A 24,197-nucleotide genomic window follows, 5' to 3' on the forward strand; every position below is an offset into this window, starting at 1 on the left:
TTGCCGGCAGACGTTTACGCACCAGCCAGCGCGTAAGACAGCGCAATGCCCGCGAACACGGCGAAACCCAGCCAGTGGTTCAGGCGGAAAGCCTTGAAGCAGTTGTCACGCCCGCGCTTGCGGATCAGCCAGCCATGCCACACGGCCTGCGCCAGCGCCACGCCAATAGCTACGAAATAAATAGCGGGCTGTGGAGTCGCCACAAGGGCCCAGGCCCAAATCGACAAGTAAACCAGGTAACTGGCCATGACGGCAGCCACGTCGAAACGGCCCAGCGTGATGGCCGAGGTTTTCATGCCGATCCTGAGGTCATCGTCGCGGTCCACCATGGCGTACTCGGTGTCGTAGGCAATCACCCAGAACAGATTGCCCAGCAGCAGCAGCCAGGCCAGCGACGGCACACGCGACTGCACGGCCGCAAAAGCCATGGGAATGCCAAAGCTGAAGGCCACGCCCAGCACCGCCTGCGGCATGGACACAAAGCGCTTGGCATACGGGTAGATCAAGGCGACGGCCAGTGCAGCAAATGACCACAGAGTGGCGGCGGTGTTGGTGGTGAGCACCAGGCCGAAAGCCAGCAACGCCAGCACCGCACCCAGGATCAGCGCCTCCTTGACGGACACCGCGCCGCTCGTTACCGGCCGCTGGGCGGTGCGTTTGACATGGCGATCGAACTCGCGGTCGGCCACGTCGTTGAAACAGCAACCGGCGCTGCGCATCAGGATGGTGCCCAGCGTGAAGACCGTGAGTAAATGCCAACCAGGGAAACCGTGTGAAGCAATCCAGAGCGCTGACAGCGTGGGCCAGAGCAGCAGCAACCAGCCCGCGGGGCGGTCCCACCGGATCAGTTGCAGGTAAAGGTTTAATTTATTTGTCACGCAGCGATGTTAATGGCTGCGCGGACTCACTCTTCCAGCAGCGAACGCAGCATCCAGGCGGTCTGTTCGTGCACCGTCAGGCGCTGGGTCAGCAAATCGGCGGTTGGCTGGTCATCGGCCTTGTCGGCCACCGGAAACAGCTCACGCGCCGTGCGTGCAACGGCTTCATGGCCTTTCACCAGGATGCGCACCATTTCCAGCGCCTTGGGCGGCGTCGTGGGCACATCGGGCACCGAAGCCAGCTTGCCGAACTGGGCGTAAGAGCCCGGCGCCGGATGGCCCAGCGAGCGGATGCGCTCGGCCACCGGGTCGACGGCAGCCCACAGCTCGGTGTACTGCGTCATGAACATGGCATGCAGCGTGTTGAACATCGGCCCTGTCACGTTCCAGTGGAAGTTGTGCGTGGTCAGGTAAAGCGTGTAGGTGTCTGCCAGCAGGCGGCTCAGGCCCTGGGCAATGGCGGCACGGTCTTTTTCGCCGATGCCGATGTTGATGGGCGGAACGCCCGTGCGGCCGGCGGAAGCCTTGGTGGGTGTTTTGGCCATGGTGTGTCCTTTATTCAAAGTGTTTTGAACTTCACTCTAAGCAATCGGAACACCCAAGGCAACAGCCAAACTGTATCGCCTTGATAGGCATCATGAAACGCCGAGGAAACCGCCGATCAGGAGAGGCGTGTCACGCCCGGCAACTCGCAGGCGTAAATCGCATTGCGCAAGGCGGCGATGGCTTCATACCGCGTGAAGCTGCGGCGCCAGGCCAGCACCACGCGCCGCGTCGGCACATGGCCTTCGAAGGGCAGGTAGGTGATGTAGGACGCCAGCTCGGCCGCCTCTTTTCCTTTAGCCCTGGCCTTGACGGGCTTCGGCCCCAGCGCGTCCTTGGGCACGCTCAAGCGCGGCACCAGCGTCACGCCCATGCCGGCCGCCACCATGTGTTTGATGGTCTCCAGCGACGATCCTTCAAAGCTCTTGCGTATGCCCTCGGCATTGCTTGAAAACCGCGCGAACTCGGGGCACACCTCCAACACATGGTCGCGAAAGCAGTGCCCGGTGCCGAGCAGAAGCATGGTTTCTTTTTTCAGCTCTTCGGCGGTGATGTTGCTGCGCGCCGCCAGCGGATGGGTGCTGGGCACCGCCGCCATGAAGGGCTCGTCGTACAGCGGCGCAATCGCCAGGTTGGTGTCGGGAAAGGGCTCCGCCAGGATGGCACAGTCGATTTCGCCGGTACGCAGCTCTTCCAGCAGCTTGACGGTGAAGTTTTCCTGCAGCATCAGCGGCATCTGCGGCGTGTGCGCGATCGCCTGGCGCACCAGGTCCGGCAGCAAATAAGGGCCAATGGTGTAGATGACACCGAGACGCAGCGCCCCGGCCAGCGGGTCCTTGCCGCGCTTGGCAATCTCGCGAATGCTGTCGGCCTGCTCCAGCACGCTTTGCGCCTGGCGCACGATTTCTTCGCCCAGCGGCGTTACCGTGATCTCGTTGGCGTTGCGCTCGAACAGCTTGACCTGCAGCTCTTCTTCCAGCTTCTTGATCGCCACGCTCAGGGTGGGCTGCGACACATGGCAGGCTTCGGCGCCCTTGCCGAAGTGCTTTTCCCGGGCGACGGCTACGATGTATTTAAGTTCAGTCAGCGTCATGGGCTTATTGTGCTGCTTTTCCACCGAACCCTCTATGACAACCCGCTGGCCAGCAATAGGCCGCCGCACCATCGTCATGTCAAAATCGGCTGCGAAAAGCAATTTCGCTTTGGCCTGAACCTTATCCGGGGTACCCATGAACCGATCCATCGCCTTTTCTTTTAGCCTCGCCTTGGTCGCGCTGCTAAGTGGCTGCGCCGGGCAGCCGAAGCCCCTTCTCCCCTTCCCCGCCTACTCCATGGAAGTCAATACGGCTGGAGAAACGCGAATCGCTGAATTCGCGGGTCTCGGCCCGAAAGTAGCAGCTGAAATGGTCGAGCAACGGACCAAGCGCCGGTTCACCAATTGCAGCGACCTGGGTTTTCGGGTCCGGAGCCTGGGCGCGTTCAACCTGGAAAAACTCTCGGAGCAAGGAATGCGAGTCAACGGCGAAAGCTGCTAAGTGACTGAGCCGCCTTGGGACTGCATCAACCTGATTTTCCGCTTCACGCCTTCAGGAATTCGGCCTTCCCACCCAGCCATCGCAGAATATGCCGATGCGCCAGGTCGGGGTATTTGTCCAGCATCACGGGCGCCAGCGCCCGCGCCCAGGCCAGCAGCTCCGTATCGGTTGCCAGGTCGGCAAAACGCAACAGCGGCGCGCCGGACTGGCGTGCGCCCAGGAACTCGCCCGGGCCCCGAATTTCCAGGTCGCGGCGGGCAATCTCGAAGCCGTCCTGCGTCTCGACCATGGCCTTGAGCCGGGCCCGCGCGGTTTCACCAAGGCGCGGCGCATCCCCGGTCGAATAAAGCAGCACACAAGCCGAAGCTGCCGCGCCGCGTCCGACCCGGCCGCGCAGCTGGTGCAGCTGGCTCAGGCCGAAACGCTCGGCGTGCTCGATCACCATCAACGACGCATTGGGCACGTCCACACCGACCTCGATCACCGTGGTGCTGACCAGCACACCAAGCTGGCCGCTGGTGAACAAGGCCATCACTGCCTTTTTTTCAGCCGGCGGCATGCGCGAGTGCAGCAGGCCGACCTTCGTGCCTGACAGCGCGGCTGTCAGGGCTTCGTGCGTCTGGGTTGCATTGATCAAGTCGACCGATTCACTCTCTTCAATCAGCGGACAGACCCAATAGACCTGCCGGCCTTCTGCGAGCTGGCTGCGGATGCGTTCCACCACCTCGTCGCGCCGCGCCTCGCTGACCACCTTGGTGACGATGGGTGTGCGGCCGGGCGGCAGCTCGTCGATCGTCGAAACATCGAGGTCGGCGTAATAACTCATGGCCAGCGTGCGCGGGATCGGTGTCGCCGTCATCATCAGCAAGTGCGGCTCTTCCCCGCCCTCGCTCATCTTGCTGCGCAGGGCCAGCCGCTGGGCAACGCCAAAACGATGCTGTTCGTCAATGATGGCGAGCGCCAGGTTCTTGAAGATCACCTTGTCCTGGATCACCGCGTGGGTGCCCACCACCAGGCCGGCGGCGCCGCTTTCGATCATGGCCAAGGCCTCGCGCCGCTCCTTCGCCTTCTGGCTGCCCGTCAGCCAGGCGGTCTGGATACCCAGCGGTTCGAGCCAGCCGATCAGCTTGCGAAAGTGCTGCTCGGCCAGGATTTCGGTGGGCGCCATCAAAGCGCACTGCCAACCGGCGTCCATGCAGCGCGCCGCGGCCAGCGCCGCCACCACGGTCTTGCCGGAGCCGACATCGCCCTGCAACAGGCGGTGCATGGGCAGGCTTTTCTGCAAATCGGCCGCGATCTCTGCACCAACCCGCTGCTGCGCCGCCGTCAGACGAAAAGGCAGGCGCTCCAGCAACTGCTCCTGCAGCGTGCATTGAGGCCCGTGCACAGGCGCCCTCAGCGCGGGCGCGCGCATGGCGGCTCGCACCCGGCGCGCCTGCAGCTGCGAGAGCTGCTGGGCCAGCAATTCTTCCGCCTTCAGCCGCTGCCAAGCCGGGTGGCTGCGGTCTTCCAGCGTGGCGAGCGCCACATCCGGCGTCGGGTTATGCAAAAACTGTAGCGCCTCGCGCAGGCTGGATAAGGGCTGGGGCAGGTTTTTGCTTAAAAATTCCTTGGGAATGGTTTCCGCAAGGTCAGCCCGACCCAAGCCGCCGAGCACGGCCTTGCGCAGGTAAGCCTGCGGCAAGCCGGCCACCGTGGGGTAAACCGGCGTCAGCGCGGTCGCAAGCTCGCCGCCGGCGGCGCGGAAACTGGGGTGCACCATTTCACGGCTGACAAAGCCACCGCGGATTTCGCCGCGCACCCGCACGCGTGCCCCCACACTCAGGGTTTTCTGGTGCGCCGGGTAAAAATTGATGAAGCGCAGCACGCAGGTGCCGCTGCCATCGTCCACCATCACACGCAATTGCCGGCGCGGACGGAAGGCCACCTCGCTGTGCGTGACCTGCGCTTCAATTTGCACCATGTCGCCATCACGCGCATCGGCCAGCCGGGTGATGCGGGTTTCGTCCTCGTAACGCAGCGGCAAGTGCAGCGCCAGGTCGATGTCGCGCCGCAGGCCCAGTTTCTCAAGCGCCTTCTGCGGCAGCGATTTGGCCACCGTGGCGCTTCCAGCGCCAGCCGGCAGCGCCTTGAGTGGAGAAGCAGCTGGGGGCGACATGGGACAATTGTGCCTTCATGAAGACGCATTTCAGCCTCAGTGATTTTGATTTCACGCTCCCCGACGAATTGATCGCCCAGCACCCGACCGCCGAGCGCAGCGCCTCGCGTCTGCTGGACGGCCGCGGCGCCGCCCCTGTGGATCGGCGGTTTACGGAGTTGCCGGATCTGCTCCAGCCGGGCGACCTGCTGGTGCTCAACGACACCAAAGTCGTCAAGGCCCGTCTGTTCGGGCAGAAAAGCAGCGGCGGGCGGCTGGAGCTGCTGATCGAGCGGGTGCTCTCGCTTTCGCCGGATGCCGGCCATGAGGTGGCCGCGCACATGAAGGTCAGCAAGAAGCCGCTGCCCGGCGCCGTGATGCAGATGGACGGCGGCTTCACAGCTACGCTGCTGGGCCGCTGGCCTAACGAAGACGGGCCGCTTTACCGCTTTGCCCTGAGCAGCGACCCCTACACCCTGATGGAAAGCCATGGCCATGTGCCGTTGCCGCCTTACATCACCCACAGCGATTCCGCCGACGATGAGCGCCGCTACCAGACCGTGTTTGCCAAAAACCCCGGTGCAGTGGCCGCGCCGACGGCTGCGCTGCATTTCGATAACGCGGTGCTGGCCCAGCTCGAAGCACGCGGCATCCGGCGCGCCAGCGTGACCCTGCACGTCGGTGCCGGAACCTTCCAGCCGGTTAAAGCCGAGAACATCGCCGATCACGTCATGCATTTCGAACGTTTTGAAGTGCCGGAAACCACGCTGCAGGCGATCAGGGATTGCAAGGCGCGCGGCGGCCGCGTCGTCGCTGTCGGTACCACCAGCGTGCGCGCGCTTGAATCGGCGGCAAAGTTCGGCCCCGCCTGCCGCGACACCAACATTTTCATCACACCGGGCTTCGAGTTCCAGGTGGTGGACCTGCTGCTGACCAATTTCCATCTGCCCAAAAGCACTCTGATGATGCTGGTCAGCGCCTTTGCCGGCTACGAGCACATCATGGCGCTGTACCGCCACGCCATCACCCAGCGTTACCGCTTTTTCAGCTACGGCGACGCCATGCTGCTGCAACGAACCACGCCCTGAGACAATTGCTCCATGCTGAATTTTGAAGTCCTGAAAACCGACCCCGCCGAAGGCGCCTACCTGGGCTCCTTCGCCCGCCGCGGCACCCTCACCCTGAACCACGGTGTGGTGCAGACCCCCATCTTCATGCCTGTGGGTACCTACGGCACGGTCAAGGGCGTGATGCCGCAATCGCTGCACGACATGGGTGCCCAGATCATTCTGGGCAACACCTTCCACCTGTGGATGCGTCCGGGGCTGGACGTGATGCAGCAGTTCGGCGGCCTGCACAAGTTTGAAAGCTGGAACAAGCCCATCCTCACCGACAGCGGCGGCTTCCAGGTCTGGTCGCTCGGCGAGATGCGCAAGATTTCGGAAGAAGGCGTGAAGTTCGCGTCGCCCGTCAACGGCGACAAGCTGTTCCTGACGCCGGAAATCTCGATGCAGATCCAGACCGTGCTGAACAGCGACATCGTCATGCAGTTCGACGAATGCACGCCTTACGACACCAAAGGTCACATCACCACCGAGGCCGAGGCGCGCTTTTCCATGGAGCTGAGCCGGCGCTGGGCCGAACGCTGCGAAAAAGAATTCACCCGGCTGGAAAATCCCAACGCGTTGTTCGGCATCGTGCAGGGCGGCATGTTTGAAAACCTGCGACAAGAATCGCTCGACGCGCTGGTCGAGATGAACTTTCCCGGTTACGCCGTTGGCGGCGTCAGCGTCGGTGAGCCCAAGGAGGAAATGCAACGCATCATGGCGCACACGCCGCACCGCCTGCCGGCGAACAAGCCGCGTTACCTGATGGGTGTGGGCACGCCGGAAGACCTGGTTGAAGGCGTGAGCGCAGGCGTCGACATGTTCGACTGCGTCATGCCGACGCGCAATGCGCGCAATGGCCACATGTTCACGCGTTTTGGCGACCTCAAGATCCGCAACGCGCGCTACAAGACCGACGACCAACCGGTCGATGCGACCTGCAGCTGCTACACCTGCAAAAATTTCTCCCGGGCCTACATGCACCACCTGGACCGCTGCGGCGAGATGCTGGGCCCCATGCTCAGCAGCATCCATAACCTGCATTACTACCTGAACCTGATGCAGGAAGTGCGCGATGCGCTGGATGCCGGGCGATTTGGAGAGTTCGCCGTCAGGTTTCGCACTGACCGCCAGCGCGGAATCTGAACGATCAATGCAAGGTCAAGGCTGTTTATGCGCGAGAATGTCGCGCAATGCCATCAACTCTGTGACAGGAAAGTTATGAATCGGTTGTTCCTGCGCGGATTCATTCTTGCAGCCCTGGCGACGTTGGGGATCATCGCCCTGCCGGGATGTGCGACAGACCTGAAGCCTCACGAGACCGGTGGCCTGCCCTCCTTGAGTTTTCAGAACAAGGCGCTCAACCCTCGCAATGGCGGACAACTGGTAGAGGCAGACTCCCTGCGACCGGGCGACATCATTCTCACGGCAGAAAACGGCCTGAACTCGGTGGGCATCCGGCTGGCCACGTTCTCGCCTGTCAGCCACGCCGCGGTCTATATGGGAAATGAACAGGTTGCAGAGGCCGTAGGTGCAGGCATTCGTCGCCGTAGCATCGCCGCGTTGATGAAAGAGGAAGCCACCATTGTTGCGTTTCGGCATCCAGATATCACGCTGGAGCAGGCGGACAGAATCAACCAGTTTGCGGCACGCCATGACGGTAGAAAGTACAACTACCTGGGCGTTATGCTGCAAGCCCCCTTTGCATTGGAGCGGCGCATGTGCGAGCTTCCATTGATGCCTTCGCTGGTGCGCGACTTTTGCATTCGCGGTATTGCGGCCGTACAGCTCGGGCTTGGACGCAATGACCAGTTTTTCTGTTCGCAATTTGTGCTGGAGGCCTACCGCAGCGCAGGTTTGCCGCTCACCGACGCTGATCCGCGCCTGATCAACCCCGGTGACCTGCTCCATATGCGGGAGGGCGATGTGCCCTCCGTCAGGATTCACAAACCGCTGCAATATGTGGGGCACCTCAAGTCAGCCCCCGAAATTGTGGCTGCGGATCAAATGCAGCGGTAAGCTGGGAATCAACTGCCCACGTGCATGGTGAACAAGGCACCATTGGACAGCTTGCACTGCCCTGTACCCAAGGTGGCAGAGTTCATCTGGTATCTGCAGTTGATGTAGCTCCCGCGGTTACCCGCACCGTTGGCCACGCCTTCGCGCGAAGACGACGTAGCCAAACGCGTGGCCTCGCCCGTGAAACTTTCACCATTGATGGTGGTACTGAAGGTGCCGCGCCCGTTCAGGTCATTGGTCACCACGGCATTAACCATGCCATAGGCAGAAGCCAAGTCATTCGCGGGATAAAGCCGCGCTGCAAAGGTCATGCTTGCCGGAGGTGCTGGCGTTACATAAACCGTTGATGCAGGAGAGTGCGAACCAGCCGGATGCACCGGCACCACATAACAACCTGTCAACGCCACTGCACCAACCACAACGCTGGCAAAAGCCAGGCCGCGCTTCGCACGGGAGAAAGAAAACATCGACCGATATGAACTCATAAATTACCCAGAGGCCCAAGCAAATGCTTGTGAGGAGAATGTGCCCGCCCGGATTTCGAAAGTCGCTCAGAATGATGCAGGTACTTTATTTATGAACCAACAGTATTAAATTTCGGTACTTCATACCTTCTCCTCAACAAGCAGCAACACTTGGGCTTTGGTACGCTCGATCAGCAGCCACCCGTTATTCACCCTAAGGAAAGCAAGATGCACTACCGCCGCCTGGGAAACAGCAATCTCAAGGTCTCTACCCTGTGCCTGGGCACCATGATGTTTGGCCAGCAGACGCCTGACAAAGAAGCGGCACGCATCGTTGCGTCAGCGAAAGAACATGGCATCAACTTCATCGACACCGCCGACGTCTACAACGAAGGCGCATCGGAAACACTGCTGGGCAAACTGCTGGCGGGTCAGCGTTCGCACTGGGTGCTGGCCAGCAAGCTCGGCAACAAGGCGGGTGAAGGTATCAACGACGGCCACTACTCCCGGCGCTGGATCATGCAGCAGACCGACGCCATCCTCGCGCGGCTGGACACCGACTACCTGGACATCCTCTACCTGCACCGCGACTTCCATGACGAAAATCTCGACGAAGCAATTCGCGCTGTAGGCGACCTGATTCGTGCAGGCAAGATCCGGAGTTTCGGCCTATCGAACTTCCGCGGCTGGCGCATCGCGGAGATCGTGCGCCTGTGCGAGAAGGCCGGCGTTCCACAGCCGGTGGTGTGCCAGCCTTATTACAACCTGCTCAACCGCGGCCCGGAGGTAGAAATTCTCCCTGCCTGCAGCCACTACGGCTTAGGTGTGGTGCCTTACAGCCCGCTAGCGCGCGGCGTGCTCACCGGCAAGTACCCGCCCGGCCAGCCGCCGGCCGAGGGCACACGTGCCGGCAGCGGCGACAAGCGCATCCTGGAAACAGAATTTCGCGAAGAGTCGCTGGTGATTGCACAGAAGATCAAGGCGCGCTGTGAAGCCAAGGGCTGGGTGCCTGGGCAGTTTGCCGCCGCGTGGGTGCTGGCCAATCCACTGGTCAGCTCGGTCATCGCGGGGCCACGCCTGCTATCGCACCTGGAAGACGTTTACGGCGCAACCGACCTGGTACTTAACAGCGATGACGAAGCCTTCGTCAACGAGCTGGTTGTGCCAGGCCATGCATCGAGTCACGGTTACAACGATCCGAGCTATCTTTTTTTTGGCCGTCCGGTGACCTAAGCCATGCCGTTCTCTCCGGCTGGTCTGGCTGCTGCCGTGTCGGGCAGCAGCCTCGGCCGCTTTCCATCGGCACCGCAGGCGTGGCAGAACTTGGCAAACGCACTCTTGCGTTTGGTGCATTGCTGGCAATGGTCAAACAGGCCGATGCCGCAATGCGGGCAAAAGTCGATCTCCGTGTTTTTCAGATCCACCGCTCGTTCGCAGCCGGGGCATACGCCCTTTGACAGGCGCGTGAGCGCCGTATCGTAGCTGAGCTCTTCGCGGCGCTGTGCATCTGGCAACTGCTCGACCAGTTTCTGCTTTTCCAGGTAACGGTTCAGCGAAACAATGGCCTGCCGCCCGACCAGCACTGTGATAAGAATGCCGACGATGTAGCGTACATAACCACCGTAACTGGGCAAGTAGGGCACCAGCTCGACGAAAAATGCGAACAGCGCGAAGAAGACAAACCCCCAGACAAACGGCCAATAGGTACTTTTGCGCTTTTTGGCAAACAGCCAGCCGGCCGCCGCCAGCAGCGGCAGGGTCAGGGCCAGGCGGTACAGAAACACGCGCAACTCCTGGGCCCGCCTTGCGCTTTGCCATTTGTCCTGTGCATCGCGCTGGAGCTCATTGAGCCGGTCGCGGGTGCGGGTGGCACCCTGGCTGGCGTCAAGTGCTTTTTGCTGCTCGGCTTCCATGCTGGCCAGTGCCTGCCGCTCGGCCGCCTTCAGGCTGTCCAGCGCGCGGGTGCGCTCGACCAGCTCGGGGTCCTGTTCGGCCCGCTCGGTCGCCCGCCGCGTTGCCAGCCAGTTGTTGAAAGTCTCGCTCGCCGAACGAGAATTAGCCTGCGCCACCCGCTGCTTGAGCTTGGCCTGCTCCAGCGCTTCCTGCGCATCGCGGCCCTGGCGTTCTGCAAGCTTGAGCTTCTCGCGCAGCTGGGTCGCAGCAGGCTGCTCGATGAAGTCATCGAGGGTGAGGCTTCTTTCGACTTGCGGCAGATCACCCACAACCGTACTGCCAAGGCCAATGAGGAAACCTGCAAACACAAACGCGACCAGCCACAGGCCGCGCTGGAACCATTTTTCAGACAGGCGAAGGGATTTGCTCATAAGGTCCTCCTAAGATTGGCACAGGCGACTAAGGATTCAATCTCGACACTTTCAGGCCATCAACAAAGTCTATACCCGCGCCCGCAAAGCATCGGACGGTATCTGCGCCGACGGAATGTCCCCCCGCTCAGGCCAGCCCGGTTTAGCAAGCCGCGCGACCCGATAATCACCGCGTTATCGACGCGCACTCTGTCCATGCTTAAGCACTTCAGCGATACGCTCGTTGAACAGGGTCACATCCTCGATCTGGGGGATATGGCCGACACCAGGCAATATCACCAATTTAGGGTGCTGCAGGAGGTGGCCCAGCATCTGTGCTTGAGACAACGGCGTGATTGTGTCCTCAGCACCCCACAGCAAGGTAACCGGCATGCCGAGCTTTCTGAAACCTTCGGGATGCTCGCTCAACGAAGCACCGCTCTCACCTGCAAACTCCACGGCCCAGTCACCCAAGCCGGCCGTGAAGCCGTCCAGCACAAAAGGCTTGCGATAGATTGCCGTCCGCGAAGAAGTGACCACTTCCTTGCGCGCTACAAATTTCCGCAGCCAGAATTCACTGAACAAGGGCTGAGTCCCGACGGTAGCGATCAACGCCGTACGCAGGGGACGGATACCGATCAGGCCGGCCACCGCGCCACCTCGCTCCATCGCCTCTGTGGACTCCCTCAGCCCGATCGCCGCGTCGACCAGAATAAGGTGGCCCACGAGGTCCGGTCGCATCATGGCGGCTTCAGCGGCTGGTCCGCCGCCATAGGAATGACCGAGCAGCGTAACTGGACCGCGCTTCAGCGCCTCGATAAGTCCAATAATACGGCGCGCTTGCCCACTTCGACTGTAGTCACGCATAGCCGGCCGTGTGCTAAAGCCAAAAGGCGGCAAATCGACGGCAATGACGCGGTACCCGGCCTTGGCCATCGCTTGCACGTTCTGGTCCCAGGTGCCGCTCCAGGCGCCGGTTCCATGTGTCAGGATCAGTAGCGGCGCGGCAGGATCACCGAACTCCTGCACGTAAAGATCCACGTCGTGCGCGCGCACCCACCGCCCCTGGGTCGGCGCAGCCTGACTCGGGCTTCGGTCCTCGACCCACAACATGCGAACCCAGGACAGCATTACGACCAGTAGCACGCCCAGCAAAGTGATGCCGAGAATACGCAAGGCCACAATCGACCATGGGCGCACTCGTCGCCCTGCTTTTGAATCAGTAGTCAAAGATGTGCTCCACCTGCAGTTTTTCCTCGGCCCACTGACGCAGCGCGTCGGCGAGCCGGCTCACAGGCACCATCATCACAACACGCTGAATACCTGGCTGCGTGAGAATGGGCTGCACCAACAAGGGCTCGGCCGGACCTTGAGGTTTCCAGCTGCGAGGCGCAAGCACGCTAACCAGGATGAACGAGTCGTTGCCCGCAATCTCACTGAAATTGATGCCCTGACCGGCTAATGATTGGGCATAGGTCATGAAAGCTTCGTAGCGCGGGATGGTAATCAGCGCAGCGCTATCTTGCAGTGTCGACAGCACCTTCAATTCTGGCAAGCCCCTGTTCGCGCCAGGCTGCGGCCGAACGACAACAGCTGTCACAGGCAGCGGCGCATCGTAAATTGATTTGGTGCCAAGTTTGATGAGCTTGGCATAGCCCATCTTGACTATATATTCGGTCGTCAAGGCAAACCGGCGCTCCCATTTGCGGACCATGTCGGGGCCGGTCGCAGGAAGGCGTCGCCAGAGGTCCGACAGAGCATTGCCAAAATCGTACTCGTACCAAGGCTGCACGCGGATAAAACGCACATAGTCCTGCGCCACGGCAGCGGCATGCCTGTCTTCCGGCGTTGACCGATCGGCCGTCGACTCGGCAAGGCGCCCGACCAGGGTTTCATACGCAGACTTTATGGCGTATTCCACCGTCGTGCTGGTGCCAATCACCATGATCATGAGGTGGTAGCCAGGATTAAGGTCCAAGCCACGCCGTCGCGTCTCGTCGAACACTGCCCTGTAGCTTTCCCAGAATTGGCCGACGTGACCATAGTACGGAAAACGACTTGGCGCACTCACACCGATAAATTCACCGTACTCGTACGGACTGAACACCAGGAACCATTCAGGGTAAGTCAGCAGCGTCTGTTCCACGCCGCGCACATGCTCGGGGCCCGCCACGGACTTGGCAGTTGCGGAAACGACAGCGGTAGCAAGGCCAATCCCTACGACCAGTGCACTGATGGCGCCGAGCGTTCGGATACACCGCATCATGCCGCCTCCCCCGCAAGGGTCTTGGTGAATGCAAGCAACACGTTGTCAGAAGGGTCATGCGCTTGCAGTTCGCGCTGTCCTTTGTCCAGCAACCCACGCGCACCCAGATACGCGACCCATTCCGCGATAGGCCGAAAATGGCGCAACTCGCGCTGATTGGTTTCCCAGTCTTCGTTCAGACCAGCATTGAAGACGGTGTGCACGAGCGACACAAAGGTGTGCATAGCCGGTGTCGTTACATCATGGTCGCGCAGGATGAACATGCCGCCCGGTTTGAGCACCCTCACGATCGAGGCGACAAAGCTGTCCAGCTTGTCCAGCGGACAGTGATGCAGGCCGATGTAGCAGGTCACCAACTCCACGCTGGCATCGGGCAACGAGGCAGGCAAGGGGTTGTAATCGTTCAACGGCATAAAACTGCCGATTTTCAGAAAACCGCCGCGTTCCGCAATATCGACCGGGGAGTTTGTCGGCGCAAATTCATTAATCAAGGTGATAGGCCCGGCCACTTCCACGCGTTTACGTAACTCGCTGATGTAGCGGCCCGTCGATCCAATCTCGATATAACCTTCAATGCGCGTCTTCTCTCCAATCAGGCGCAGGGTCTGGTCGGCCATTTCCTTCTTCTGTTTAAAGAGCGAAGGCAGGGCATGTGTCAGTTCAGCCAGCCAAGGTTTTATCTTTGAAAGTTCACGCTGGAGCCTGCGGTAGATGGCCTCGTCGTTGTCCAGTTCGGCCGACGTGGTTTTGATCAGGGTATGGAAACGGTCTTCGGGATAAAGCCGATAAATATTCTGCAGGAATTTGTAAAAGCCATCATGCCAACGAACGTCGGAAAAAACAGCCTTGAATTCGGAGTGAGGTTTGGCGTTGTTCATGGCATCAGTCCGGGGTAGTCAAAGTATTTGAGGCCGGGGCATAGTACTTGTCCCACAGCACGTTACGGAATCTAAAGTTTGGGTCAAGGCGCCGCTTGATGGCGAACAGTTCCCTGGCCTTGGGATATGCCGCATGGAATTGCTCCACCGTGGCATGCGGCTGATACGGCAGGTAATAGCTGCCCCCTACGCTGATTGCTGCATCGATCAGTTCGCGGGTCCAAACGGACACACGGTTGATTGCGCTATCGCGCGTGCGCTGCTTGTAGTACAGAACGAAGGCAAAGGTCTCGCCCCTGGCCCACGCCAGAATAGTGCCGGGGTCTTGCTGCGCATGGCGTACCGACACGTTCAAGGCATTGACCTTGTGACGCTGCAGAACCTCCGCCATTTTGAGTACAAAATCGTCAAACCGTTCTACCGGGATGAAGTACTCCTGCAGCACATAAGTGGTGTGTTTGCGCGACGCGGGCTCCAGCTCGGCCACGTCATAACCGGCCTCGAAGTTGCGCCAGTGGACTTTGCGAAACATGTATAGCAGCGGGTCAATCAGATACTCGCGACGCCACTTTCCCAGAGGCGTCTCTGTCACCGCCCAGACAAAATAGCGATTTAGGGAATAACTTTGCCCCCCTTGCTGCAGACGCCGTGGCTCAGTCGTCGCCTCGTCGGTACGCGCCCAGGTAACCGAGCGCACCTTGCGATAGTGAGGCGGGTAGAGGTCCGCATTGTGAAAAACTGCGTCCTGGAAATACCTTACCTTGGCCTTGAAATGACTGATGTACTCCTCCGTGCTCATCTTGCGTGCCAGACGCTTGACCTTGACGTTGTCGGCCAAGCTTAACTCGGCCTCGACAATCACCGCTACACCCCCGTAACCGCCTATTACCGCGTAAAACAGCTCGGCATTGACCGAAGGTGAAGCTTCTTGCACGCTGCCGTCGGCCATCACCACTTTGATTGCACAAACAGACAAAACGACCGGTCCCAAGCCCATGTAGCGGCCATGGCAGTTCACACTGAGCGCACCCCCGACAGTAAAGTTGGCGTAGGTCTGCATTATTTTGACCGCCAACCCGTGCGGATCAATAAAGCGCTGAATGTCGCACCAGCGAATGCCCGCCTGCACACGGATAACCTTTTCCTGAGGAAAAAAAGCGATCACCTGATTCATGTCTCGCATGTCCAGATGCAGGCTATCTGCACTGGCAGTTTGGCCGCCCATGCTGAAGTGCCCGCCGCCGACAGACACCGGGCCATCGGTTCGGTGGATCGCGTCAACCACATCCTCCACAGTTCTTGGCTTGCTAATGGCCCATACCGCCACGGGATTCAATCCTGTGACGTCGTTGACAATCAAAGTAGTTTTCTGCATTCGTCGCTCCTGCTCATCGAACCACGAGGTAATCTGCGCGAGACTGCAACGGGTCTACACCCCATCGGTTGTCCTGAGCTACCCCACGCCGCACAGCCGTCTGCCAAAACAGCCAAAGAGCGCCAGCTACCGGAACGACAACCAGCAGCAACCACCATCCCGAATAGTTCCGGTCATGCAGCCGCCGGATGCAAAGCAAACCCAGCGCAGCCAGCGCAGGAACATTGATCAGCCATACCGCTGCCCCCGCTGCAGGGTTCCCAAGCACACTCCACGCGAGATAGAACACCACCCAGACGACGAGGCCATGAAGCCAAAAACCTGCCCGGGACAAACGTCCCGCTGCATTGAAGAACTGAAACGATTTCATGTGTTTCCCTGTTGGAGAAGTTGCCTCACTTTTACCTGCAAATCTGCAGGCGCTACTTTTTCGGGTTCCACAAGGGCACCCACATTCAACCCCACCCGGTTGAATACTCCGCGCCGGAACGGTCGCACCATTGCACCGCCCCGCTCAACGCGACTGAAGAAGGACCCCCAAAGGTTAGTCAGAGCCATGGGGATCACCGGTACGCTCAAACCGTCCCGCTTGGCGTTCTCCAGAATTTTCATGATGCCGCCCTTGAACTCCTGCAACGTGCCATCTTTTGTAATGCTGCCTTCCGGAAAGATCGCCAGCAGGTCTCCGTTGCGCAGCACTTGGGCTGCAGCCTCGAACGCCGCGTCATATGCCGCCGGATCTTCGGTCCGCGGTGCGACCGGAATCGCCTTGGCCAGACGAAAAAGCCATCCGAGCACCGGCATTTTGAAGATGCGGTGATCCATCACGAAATAAATTGGCCGTGGACTGGCCGCCATCAGCAACACCGGGTCCACAAAACTCACATGATTGCAGGTCAACACGGCCGCGCCTTGCACCGGAATATGCTCGTCGCCGGTGACCTTGAAACGGTAGATACAGCGCGACGCGACCAGCGCGATAAAGCGCAGCAGGTACTCGGGCACCAGCATGAAGATGTAAAACGCCACCACGGCATTGGCCAGGCCCACCAGCAGGAAAATTTGCGGAATCGTCATACCGCTGCCCAGCAAAATGCCAGCAATGACCGAACTCGCGATCATAAACAGCGCATTGAGGATGTTGTTGGCTGCGATGATGCGGGCGCGATGGGTTACCTGTGCGCGCAACTGGATCAGCGCGTACATGGGCACGCTGTAGAGCCCGGCAAAAAGGCTCAGCAGCGCCAGGTCGGCCATCACACGCCAGTGCGCGGGCTGCGCCACAAAACTTGCCAGGCTCATGACCGGCGCCGGCGGCAGGCCGCGCGATGCGAAGTACAGGTCAATCGCAAATACGCTCATGCCGATGGCACCCACCGGAACGAGCCCGATTTCGACATGTCGCCGGCTCAACACTTCGCATAACAGCGAGCCCGTACCGATGCCAACCGAAAAAACCACCAGCAACAGCGAAGCGACCTGTTCGTTGCCATGGAGCACTTCCTTCGCAAAACTCGGGAACTGGCTCAGAAACACCGCGCCGAAAAACCACATCCAGCTGATCCCCAGCAGCGAGCGGAAAACCACGAGGTTGCCATGCGCAAGCTTGAGGTTGCGAACCGTCTCGGTGAAAGGGTTCCAGTTGATCTTGAGGCCTGGATCGGTTGCCGGCGACGCCGGAATGTAATGCGCAACCACCCGGCCCAAGAGAGCCACGCCGACACAGCTGAAGCCCACATGGTGCGCGCCGATTTCCGGCACTGCAATGATGAGCCCGCCGGCCACATTACCCATCAAAATGGCGACAAAAGTCCCCATCTCCACCATGCCGTTGCCGCCCATGAGCTCGCGCTCGTTCAGATGATGCGGCAGATAGGCGAACTTGACCGGCCCGAAAAGTGTGGAATGCAGGCCCATCAGGAAAGTGCAGCCCAGCAGGATGGGGATGTTGGCACTGAAGAAACCCCATGCCGCCAGCGCCATGATGAACATTTCCAGCCGCTTCACAAAAATAATCAGCGTGCGTTTGTCGTACTTGTCGGCCAGTTGCCCGCTGGTGGCAGAGAACAACAAAAAAGGCAGGATAAACAAGGCGCCTATCACCAGCCCCGCCATCGCCGGCTGGAGCCAGCTGATCTGCAGCTGGTAAGTCACCATCACGGTGAACGCAAACTTGAACAGGTTGTCGTTGGCGGCCCCTGAAAACTGGGTCCAGAAGAATGGGGCAAACCGGCGCTGGCGAAGCAACGCAAACTGGTTGGGGTGCTCGTGCGCGGAGGGCGCAGGCGCCTGAACGGCCGTTTCTACACTCATGATGACTCCTCTTTTTTGTTTGTTATGCAGCATGCACTATGGCTGCCTGCTGGACCCGCGGGGGTGAACCGGATTCTGCCCTGCTTTTCACCACATCTTTCAACGCAGCGACAACCGGCCAGGCGGCACAACTCGCCACGATGTGTTTAAGGCTGTGGCCCGAAATGAAATGGCCGGTCCACTCGAACACAAGGTGGTCGCCCAGCTCAAGTACCTTGGCCAGCGCATACAACGCAATCACCAGTGACCAGCGGATGGGCAAACCTCGATGAATTCGACCGGCCTCCAGTGACAGCGTTGGGAGGCAGGCCAGCCCGACAATCAATGCCATGCCGCCAAATTGAAGCACTCCCCAAGGCAGCAAGTTGCCTGACATCGACCACACCTGAACAGACACAGGCCCCAGTACCAAGACAATCGCCGCCAACGCCCAAGCGGCACGGCTGCTGACGCGTTGCCACGCAGCCAGACCAAGCAACCCCGCAAAAGCCAGCACCATGCCGGTACGGTCCCAGACCAGGCCCTCGTTGTCCGGTTGCCAGTGGTACATCGCAGAAACAGCGGTGGTCACCAGCAGCCCGGCGAAAAACAGGGCTGCCAGCCCGCCCGCGGTCCTGTCCACTTCACGCAGACGATAAGCTTGAACCAACGCACCTGCGCCTGCCAACCCCCACAGGGCAAAAGGCAGGTTGCTGAGCACGTCCATCGCATGAGGCAAAACGCCCCATGCATGCTGATCCGCGAAGTCGTGGTAATTCGCTGGCTGGAGCACAACGGGCCCTGTCAGTGCCAGCAGGGCAAACAGCAAGACAACGAGCAGCAGCACTCGCTCGCGAAGCGCCCCGGAAGGGAAAGCCCGTGCCTGCTGCGGCAGACGGATAAGGGTTGGCATACGCATGGGTCCTTGAAGTGAAAGAGCCTTCAATGTGCGCTCCGCCCCGCACCAAAAGCATCTCTTTTTGCTCCAGTCTCTCCATTCAGAACGAAAAGTACTGATAATCGATACCCATGAGCACCACAGCAGACCTTGTGACCATCCTGAAAAAGGAACTCAAATCGGCCCGCATGACTTATGCCGACCTGGCCGGCAAGCTGGGATTGGCGGAGTCCAGTGTCAAGCGCATGCTGGCCCGCGGCGACATGCCGCTCTCGCGCATTGACGCCATTTGCCGTGCATTGAAACTGGACTTCGCTGAATTGGCCAGGCAGGTGGCCGACCGGCAGCCTCTGCTGGCAGAACTCACGGAGTCGCAGGAGAAGGCTGTCGTCGCCGATAAAAAGCTGCTGCTGGTTGCCATCTGCGTACTCTCGCAATGGACACTGGAACAAATCTCCAGCAGCTACCGCCTGACACTGGCCGAAGGGATCAAGTACCTGGCGCAGCTTGATCGTATTGGCATCATTGAACTCAAGGCGCTGAACCGCTACCGGCTCAAGCTCGCCAAGACTTTCCGCTGGCGGCCGCACGGGCCAGTGATGGACTATTTCCGGGACAACGCCCTGCTGGACTATTTTTCAGGAGGCTTTGACGGTGCTGGCGAAGGCCTGCTGCTGGTGCATGGCTCCATCAGCCGGAGCCTGGCTCCTTCATTTCTGGAACGCATGCAGCGTGTGGCGCAGGACTTTGCACAGCAGCACCAGACCGATCAAAAACTTTCCGAGAAAGACCGCGAGGGTTACACCCTGCTGCTGGCCATGCGCAGCTGGGAATTCGAGGCGTTTTCGGCCTTGCGGCGGTGATGTTGATCACCCCTGTTGCCGCTCACTGCGTGTAGCGGCCTCTCCCCTTGCAGGGGACGGCGCCTGCAGCCCGGCGAAGCCGGATCTGCGGCCAAAGATCTTGCTCACCCCTGTTGCCGCTCACTTCGTGTAGCGGCCTCTCCCCTTGCAGGGGACGGCGCCTGCAGCCCGGCGAAGCCGGATCTGCGGCCCCTGCTTGGAGGGACTCTTTCACCTCGACTTCAGTCGGCGCGTGTCATTCCTGGGTGGTGAAGACAGTCAGCACACCGGTATAGCCGTAGAGGTGGTGGCGCGCTATTTCGCCGCCGGCAAAAAAACCGACCAGCGGAACATCCCCCAACGCCCTGCGCACGATTTGCAGCTCTGCGCTGGGCGCGCCGAAGTGGGGACCACCGCGTCCCGCGCAACTAACGTATATCGCACCGGCAATACGCCGGGCCGGATGCGGTGCGGACTCGGCCTCCGATGCGCTCAGCGCATTGGCGACTTCGAGCGTCACTTCCTCGGGCTCCAGCTCTTCGCGGATTTCGGCACACACCCGAACCAGATCGGCGCGGGCGGCCTCGGCATTGCGTTCGCAAAAAGCCAGCTTCATGCCCACCTGAGGAACATCAGCGATCGCGATGCCGCTGCGCGCGGGGTCCAGCCCAATGATGTGACGCACCACAACGTCGGCGCCGAACTGGCCGGGGCGCCGGATGCGGCCGTCCTGAAGCCCGTCGCCGCTGCGCAAACCAACCAGCGTCGTACGCACTTTCTCCAGCGCCTCGCGCGGTACATCCAGCGACACGCCAAGATCGGCCATCATCACCTCGAGCGCACTCTGCCCGTCCAGCTCCGTCACAACATTGTTGTCACAGGCGGTGATCTCGTGCTCGCGCGACACAGGCTGACAGCCCTGCGTGACACGTGACATCAAAGCCGCGCCCTGAGCGAAGGCCACGCCGCTCAAACCACCGCGAAATACGCCACTGGCCGCACCCTGCCCCTTGACGTTGCCGTTGCCGCTCAGCGCAAACTGCACAGCGCCGTTGCGGCTCGACGCAAGTCCGCCAAACACATAACCACTGCCGGTACGCTGGGCCATCTCGTCGATCAACTCGGCTACATCGGGTGTGCTCGCATCGGCATGCACCAAAGCAGTATGAGCCTGGAAGTGACTGGCTCCCACGGGAGGCAGGGGCGACACGCCGGAAAAGACACGGTATTGATCGCTGGGCAACTCGCACAGCATCACGGCGAGCGCGGGCTCGTCGAAATACTCGACATTGTTTGAGGCAATGCCCACACCGACCGTACCTGCCCAGTCAGTGATCTCCGGCAGTTCAGCACCCAGAAAATCAAGAATGTCCTGCGCTTGCGCGGTGTAGTGGTCGGTGATGTAGAGCAGGCCCAGGGAAGGCGCGCTGGCATAACCGTGAAGTGCCATCTGCGCACGCAGCTGGGCCAATGCCAGCCCGGCAGCCATCTGCCATTGCGGGTGGGTGGCGTGGCCGTAGGGGAAGAGTTTCATGATGTCACCATGGTAGCTTGCTGACGCGGCGGTCACCTCACCACTTCGGCAGCAATCGCTCTCCAGGAAGTACATCGTAAGGCGAAGCCCAACCCGGAAGCAGGCGCAGGCGCGCAAGCCACGTTTCAATGTGGGGGTATCGGCCGGCGACCTCGTAGCCGCTTTCTTCCACCGGATAAAACAGGTACGCACTGAGCGAGAAATCGGCAATGGTGGGCGCCATGCCCACCATCCACTCCCGCGAAGCGAGGTGCTTGTCGACGATGCCGAAGGCAGCGTCGATGCGCGCGCGCAACCAGACCATCACTGCCGGATCCGGTGCCGCAGGACCAAAGGCTTTCATGAAGCGGTAGGTGGCGAAATAACTGGTGAATTTGTGATTGTCGAAAAACAGCCAGCGCAACACTTCCAGCCTGTCGTCTTCGGTTGCCCCTTCAAACGCGTCATGTTTCTTCGCGAGGTAACCCAGGATGACGCCGGACTGCGTGAGGCGGTGCGTGCCGTCCTCCAGCACCGGCGCCTCGCCCATCTCGTTGGTCTGGTCGCGCCAGGATTCCGTGCGCGTTACACCGTTCATGTAGTCCACAAAGACTGCCTCCCAGGGCTGGCCCAGGGCGCGAAGCAAAAACGCCACTTTGAAGGTGTTGCCCGATTGGCAAAATCCATGAAGACGGTACATGCTCTCTCTTTTTTTTTGTAGCTATGCGATCAACGCGCCGTTTTACGCGCGGCCTTGCGCGCCGGTGTCTTGGGTTTTGGTTTCGCCCGTGCAGTTGTGGTTTTGGCCGCGGCCGGGGTGGGCCAGGCCTGGCTGCTGCGCAATGCCGTGTTCATCGCGGAACGGGCTGTGTTGGCTACCGTTTTTCCGGCGGAGCCAGCCATTCCCTTGGCCATGCCGGTGGCGGTTTTCATGGCATCCTTGGCCAGGCCCGTGGCCATGTTCTTTGTGGCGCTCATGGCGGTTTTCTTGGCCGCATCCTGCATGGCGGTGGTGGCGATGTTCTGGAACTGCTGCGTCAGCGCGCCCCACCATTGCATCGGGTCCACCACGCCCGTCGCGGGTGCGCCAGCTGTTGCTGCCTTGGGTTTGGTTTTGGGTTTGGCGGCCGTCTCACTTTCCTGGTACGCCGTTGCGGGTATTTCCAGCCCCGAGAAAGTCTTGGCCTTGTCCGCAACTTTCTGCACGCCCCCGGCAACGGTGTCTGCAACCTTGAGCTTGAAGGCGTTGGCGACATCGCCCATGTTGAAGTTCATGCCCTTGAGTGTGGCCAGCGTCATCTTCTGGACCTCCAGGGCCTGGATGGTGGCCTTGAGCGCCATGGCGTTCTGGTCCAGCCAGAACTGCACGGCCTTGAGCTCTTCAATGCGCTTGTCAAGTTCCTCGACGTTGAGCGTCGGAGCAATCCAGTTGCCCAGGTTGGGCAGTTGGGGAATGGTTTGTGCCGCACTGCCGGCCGCCTGCTTGGCCAGGTTCTGCAAAAAATCAAATCCGGGCACCAGCTTGCCGAAGCCGGCTGAAGAAGAGTTGTCTGCGTCGCTCATGGTGTCTCCTGATGTTGTTGTCGGAAGTGCCGAGGGGATACGCTTGCAGCACATGCTGGTTTCATTGTGCAGGGTAGCAGCGGCGCGTCAATACGTTTTTGTAAAAGCGTTGTGCAACACAGCCGTTGACGCCCGATTTTCCCTTCTCACAGGCTTGCGCCTCGAAATTTTAAAGCAAATAAGCTCTCAGCCCTTATCTTACGGGCGCTAACAGCTATATATTTAATAGCAAAATACATCGATCAGGGTCGGGGGCTGTAGCTGGGCGGACGACGCTCACGCAGGCTGGACACACCCTCGCGCACATCAGGTCCGGCAAAACCCATGAACTCCAGCGCAAGTGACGCGTCGAAGGCCGGCCCCGCCTGGCGCAGCCAGTTGTTGAGCGCATATTTGGTCCAGCTGATGGCGGTTGGCGAGCCCGCCGCCAGGCGGTCGGCCACCTCGTACGCCTTGGGCAGCAACTGCTCATCGTCCACCGCCAGCGAGACCAGGCCAATGCGCTCGGCCTCCTCACCGCTGATCGGTTCGCAAAGCATCAGGTAGTACTTGGCTTTGGCCATGCCACACAGCAAGGGCCAGACAATAGCTGCATGGTCGCCGGCCGCCACACCCAGACGGGTGTGGCCATCAACAATCTTCGCGCTTTTTGCTGCAATCGAAATGTCAGCCAGCAAACCCGCCACCAGCCCGGCGCCCACCGCCGGGCCATGCAGCGCGCTGACGATGGGCTTGTCGCAATTGATCACGTTGTAGACCAGGTCGCGCGCCTCCTTCCAGACCCGGGTGCGGACGGCAAAGTCTTCGGCCATGTCCTGCACCAGCGCCAGGTCGCCACCGCCGGAAAAGCCCAGGCCTTCGCCGCGCAGCACGGCGCAACGCACCGAGTCGTCGGCGCCTACGTCGCGCCAGATCTGTGCGAGCTCGCGGTGGCCATCGTGGCCTGCTGTTGGCAGCTTTCCGTTGAGGGCTTTCATCTGGATATCCAGCACCGCGCAGTTCGCGCCCCGCCGCGTGATGTGCAAGGTCTGGTAAGCGCTGTAGTCAACCGGCTGGGAAGTCATGGTGTCTCCTTCAGGTATGGAAAAGGGAATCCATGAATTGTGCCTCGCACCCCGCCGACGGCCATTCACTTGACCTTCATCAACAGGGACTGGCAACGCACGACGCATGATGAAAACATATCACCTGAAGGAGCCCTCCGAATGAATTCCCAACAAGCTGCGCCCTACCGCCAGCAGTTGCTGGCCCAGCGCACTGCCTTGCTTGCACAAATTGCGGCACAGCGCGGAGGTGTCGTCAGCCGCGCGGATGCCGCTGCCGAACACTTCGGCCAGCCGGAAGACTCACGCGCCCAAGTGGCAACCGAACGCGAGATCGAGTTTGCCCTGGGTGAACGCGAAACGGCCGAGCTCGCTGCAATTGACGCAGCACTGGCCCGCATCGAAGCCGGAAGCTACGGGCAGTGCACCGACTGCGGCGTCAGCATTCCCGCCGCCAGACTGCAAGCCAGCCCCGAAGCGCAGCGCTGCATCCCCTGCCAGGAAAAGGCCGAGCAAACCCGCCCTGCCTGACTCCCTCGTCT

General features: G+C 60.5%; 24 protein-coding genes. 7 read left to right on the forward strand and 17 right to left on the reverse strand.

Annotation, left to right across the window (positions count from 1 at the left end):
• Positions 1-14 precede the first annotated feature (14 nt).
• The 3 genes from ubiA to B0B52_RS04920 form a co-directional block, all read right to left on the reverse strand.
• Positions 15-878, reverse strand: coding sequence for a 4-hydroxybenzoate octaprenyltransferase (gene ubiA, locus B0B52_RS04910; RefSeq protein ID WP_077592496.1), 864 nt, complete (start codon positions 876-878; stop codon positions 15-17).
• A gap of 26 nt (positions 879-904) precedes the next feature.
• A complete protein-coding gene (locus tag B0B52_RS04915) occupies positions 905-1,423 on the reverse strand; it encodes a Dps family protein (protein WP_077592497.1) in 519 nt (172 codons plus the stop codon).
• A 116-nt stretch (positions 1,424-1,539) separates the two neighbouring features.
• Positions 1,540-2,514, reverse strand: a complete 975-nt coding sequence (locus B0B52_RS04920; protein ID WP_077592594.1) for a hydrogen peroxide-inducible genes activator — start codon at positions 2,512-2,514, stop codon at positions 1,540-1,542.
• A gap of 136 nt (positions 2,515-2,650) precedes the next feature.
• On the opposite strand from B0B52_RS04920, the gene B0B52_RS04925 reads away from it, so the two are divergent.
• Complete coding sequence (locus B0B52_RS04925) at positions 2,651-2,956, forward strand: helix-hairpin-helix domain-containing protein (RefSeq protein ID WP_077592498.1); 306 nt, start codon at positions 2,651-2,653, stop codon at positions 2,954-2,956.
• A gap of 43 nt (positions 2,957-2,999) precedes the next feature.
• Here B0B52_RS04925 and recG read toward each other — a convergent pair whose 3' ends face one another.
• Complete coding sequence (gene recG / locus B0B52_RS04930; protein WP_077592499.1) at positions 3,000-5,114, reverse strand: ATP-dependent DNA helicase RecG; 2,115 nt, start codon at positions 5,112-5,114, stop codon at positions 3,000-3,002.
• Between the two features lie 17 nt (positions 5,115-5,131).
• Here recG and queA point away from each other — a divergent pair, with 17 nt between their 5' ends.
• From queA to B0B52_RS04945, 3 genes are all read left to right on the forward strand, one after another.
• Complete coding sequence (gene queA / locus B0B52_RS04935; RefSeq protein ID WP_077592500.1) at positions 5,132-6,181, forward strand: tRNA preQ1(34) S-adenosylmethionine ribosyltransferase-isomerase QueA; 1,050 nt, start codon at positions 5,132-5,134, stop codon at positions 6,179-6,181.
• Between the two features lie 12 nt (positions 6,182-6,193).
• On the forward strand, positions 6,194-7,345 hold the full coding sequence (gene tgt, locus B0B52_RS04940) for a tRNA guanosine(34) transglycosylase Tgt (protein ID WP_077592501.1): 1,152 nt from the start codon (positions 6,194-6,196) through the stop codon (positions 7,343-7,345).
• A gap of 75 nt (positions 7,346-7,420) precedes the next feature.
• Entirely contained in the window at positions 7,421-8,218 is a 798-nt protein-coding gene (locus tag B0B52_RS04945; protein ID WP_077592502.1) for a distant relative of cell wall-associated hydrolase, read from the forward strand.
• Between the two features lie 8 nt (positions 8,219-8,226).
• Here B0B52_RS04945 and B0B52_RS04950 read toward each other — a convergent pair whose 3' ends face one another.
• Positions 8,227-8,685 (reverse strand): hypothetical protein, encoded by a 459-nt coding sequence (locus B0B52_RS04950; protein WP_254425642.1) that lies wholly within the window; start codon positions 8,683-8,685, stop codon positions 8,227-8,229.
• Between the two features lie 225 nt (positions 8,686-8,910).
• On the opposite strand from B0B52_RS04950, the gene B0B52_RS04955 reads away from it, so the two are divergent.
• Positions 8,911-9,915 carry an aldo/keto reductase gene (locus B0B52_RS04955; RefSeq protein WP_077592504.1) on the forward strand — a complete coding sequence of 335 codons (1,005 nt, stop codon included), beginning with the start codon at positions 8,911-8,913 and terminating at the stop codon, positions 9,913-9,915.
• Here the strand turns inward: B0B52_RS04955 and B0B52_RS04960 are convergent.
• The 8 genes from B0B52_RS04960 to B0B52_RS04990 form a co-directional block, all read right to left on the reverse strand.
• Positions 9,912-11,006 carry a zinc ribbon domain-containing protein gene (locus B0B52_RS04960; RefSeq protein ID WP_077592505.1) on the reverse strand — a complete coding sequence of 365 codons (1,095 nt, stop codon included), beginning with the start codon at positions 11,004-11,006 and terminating at the stop codon, positions 9,912-9,914. The two genes, B0B52_RS04955 and B0B52_RS04960, sit on opposite strands and share 4 nt — an antisense overlap.
• A gap of 174 nt (positions 11,007-11,180) precedes the next feature.
• Complete coding sequence (locus B0B52_RS04965; RefSeq protein WP_139351815.1) at positions 11,181-12,215, reverse strand: alpha/beta fold hydrolase; 1,035 nt, start codon at positions 12,213-12,215, stop codon at positions 11,181-11,183.
• Positions 12,205-13,131, reverse strand: a complete 927-nt coding sequence (locus B0B52_RS04970) for a hypothetical protein (protein ID WP_139351816.1) — start codon at positions 13,129-13,131, stop codon at positions 12,205-12,207. The genes B0B52_RS04965 and B0B52_RS04970 overlap by 11 nt, the downstream gene beginning before the upstream one ends.
• Positions 13,132-13,247: 116 nt before the next feature.
• On the reverse strand, positions 13,248-14,129 hold the full coding sequence (locus B0B52_RS22660; protein ID WP_254425643.1) for a class I SAM-dependent methyltransferase: 882 nt from the start codon (positions 14,127-14,129) through the stop codon (positions 13,248-13,250).
• Between the two features lie 4 nt (positions 14,130-14,133).
• A complete protein-coding gene (locus tag B0B52_RS22665; protein WP_254425644.1) occupies positions 14,134-15,504 on the reverse strand; it encodes an FAD-binding oxidoreductase in 1,371 nt (456 codons plus the stop codon).
• 13 nt (positions 15,505-15,517) lie between these two features.
• Positions 15,518-15,874, reverse strand: coding sequence for a DUF805 domain-containing protein (locus B0B52_RS04980; protein WP_077592508.1), 357 nt, complete (start codon positions 15,872-15,874; stop codon positions 15,518-15,520).
• On the reverse strand, positions 15,871-17,817 hold the full coding sequence (locus tag B0B52_RS04985) for an MFS transporter (RefSeq protein ID WP_077592509.1): 1,947 nt from the start codon (positions 17,815-17,817) through the stop codon (positions 15,871-15,873). Before B0B52_RS04985 ends, B0B52_RS04980 begins: the two co-directional genes overlap by 4 nt.
• Positions 17,818-17,839: 22 nt before the next feature.
• On the reverse strand, positions 17,840-18,709 hold the full coding sequence (locus B0B52_RS04990; RefSeq protein WP_077592510.1) for a hypothetical protein: 870 nt from the start codon (positions 18,707-18,709) through the stop codon (positions 17,840-17,842).
• A 116-nt stretch (positions 18,710-18,825) separates the two neighbouring features.
• Here B0B52_RS04990 and B0B52_RS04995 point away from each other — a divergent pair, with 116 nt between their 5' ends.
• On the forward strand, positions 18,826-19,557 hold the full coding sequence (locus B0B52_RS04995) for a helix-turn-helix transcriptional regulator (RefSeq protein ID WP_077592511.1): 732 nt from the start codon (positions 18,826-18,828) through the stop codon (positions 19,555-19,557).
• Between the two features lie 235 nt (positions 19,558-19,792).
• On the opposite strand, the gene B0B52_RS05000 is transcribed toward B0B52_RS04995, so the two are convergent.
• The 4 genes from B0B52_RS05000 to B0B52_RS05015 form a co-directional block, all read right to left on the reverse strand.
• A complete protein-coding gene (locus B0B52_RS05000) occupies positions 19,793-21,070 on the reverse strand; it encodes an FIST N-terminal domain-containing protein (protein WP_077592595.1) in 1,278 nt (425 codons plus the stop codon).
• A 37-nt stretch (positions 21,071-21,107) separates the two neighbouring features.
• Positions 21,108-21,749: a glutathione S-transferase family protein gene (locus tag B0B52_RS05005; RefSeq protein ID WP_077592512.1), complete on the reverse strand. Its 642-nt coding sequence runs from the start codon at positions 21,747-21,749 to the stop codon at positions 21,108-21,110.
• A 29-nt stretch (positions 21,750-21,778) separates the two neighbouring features.
• Positions 21,779-22,612 (reverse strand): PhaM family polyhydroxyalkanoate granule multifunctional regulatory protein, encoded by an 834-nt coding sequence (locus B0B52_RS05010; protein ID WP_077592513.1) that lies wholly within the window; start codon positions 22,610-22,612, stop codon positions 21,779-21,781.
• A 242-nt stretch (positions 22,613-22,854) separates the two neighbouring features.
• Complete coding sequence (locus B0B52_RS05015; protein ID WP_077592514.1) at positions 22,855-23,676, reverse strand: enoyl-CoA hydratase/isomerase family protein; 822 nt, start codon at positions 23,674-23,676, stop codon at positions 22,855-22,857.
• 141 nt (positions 23,677-23,817) lie between these two features.
• On the opposite strand from B0B52_RS05015, the gene B0B52_RS05020 reads away from it, so the two are divergent.
• Positions 23,818-24,186 carry a TraR/DksA family transcriptional regulator gene (locus B0B52_RS05020; RefSeq protein WP_077592515.1) on the forward strand — a complete coding sequence of 123 codons (369 nt, stop codon included), beginning with the start codon at positions 23,818-23,820 and terminating at the stop codon, positions 24,184-24,186.
• Positions 24,187-24,197: the final 11 nt, after the last annotated feature.

Source organism: Polaromonas sp. A23, assembly GCF_002001015.1.
Lineage (GTDB): Bacteria > Pseudomonadota > Gammaproteobacteria > Burkholderiales > Burkholderiaceae_C > Polaromonas.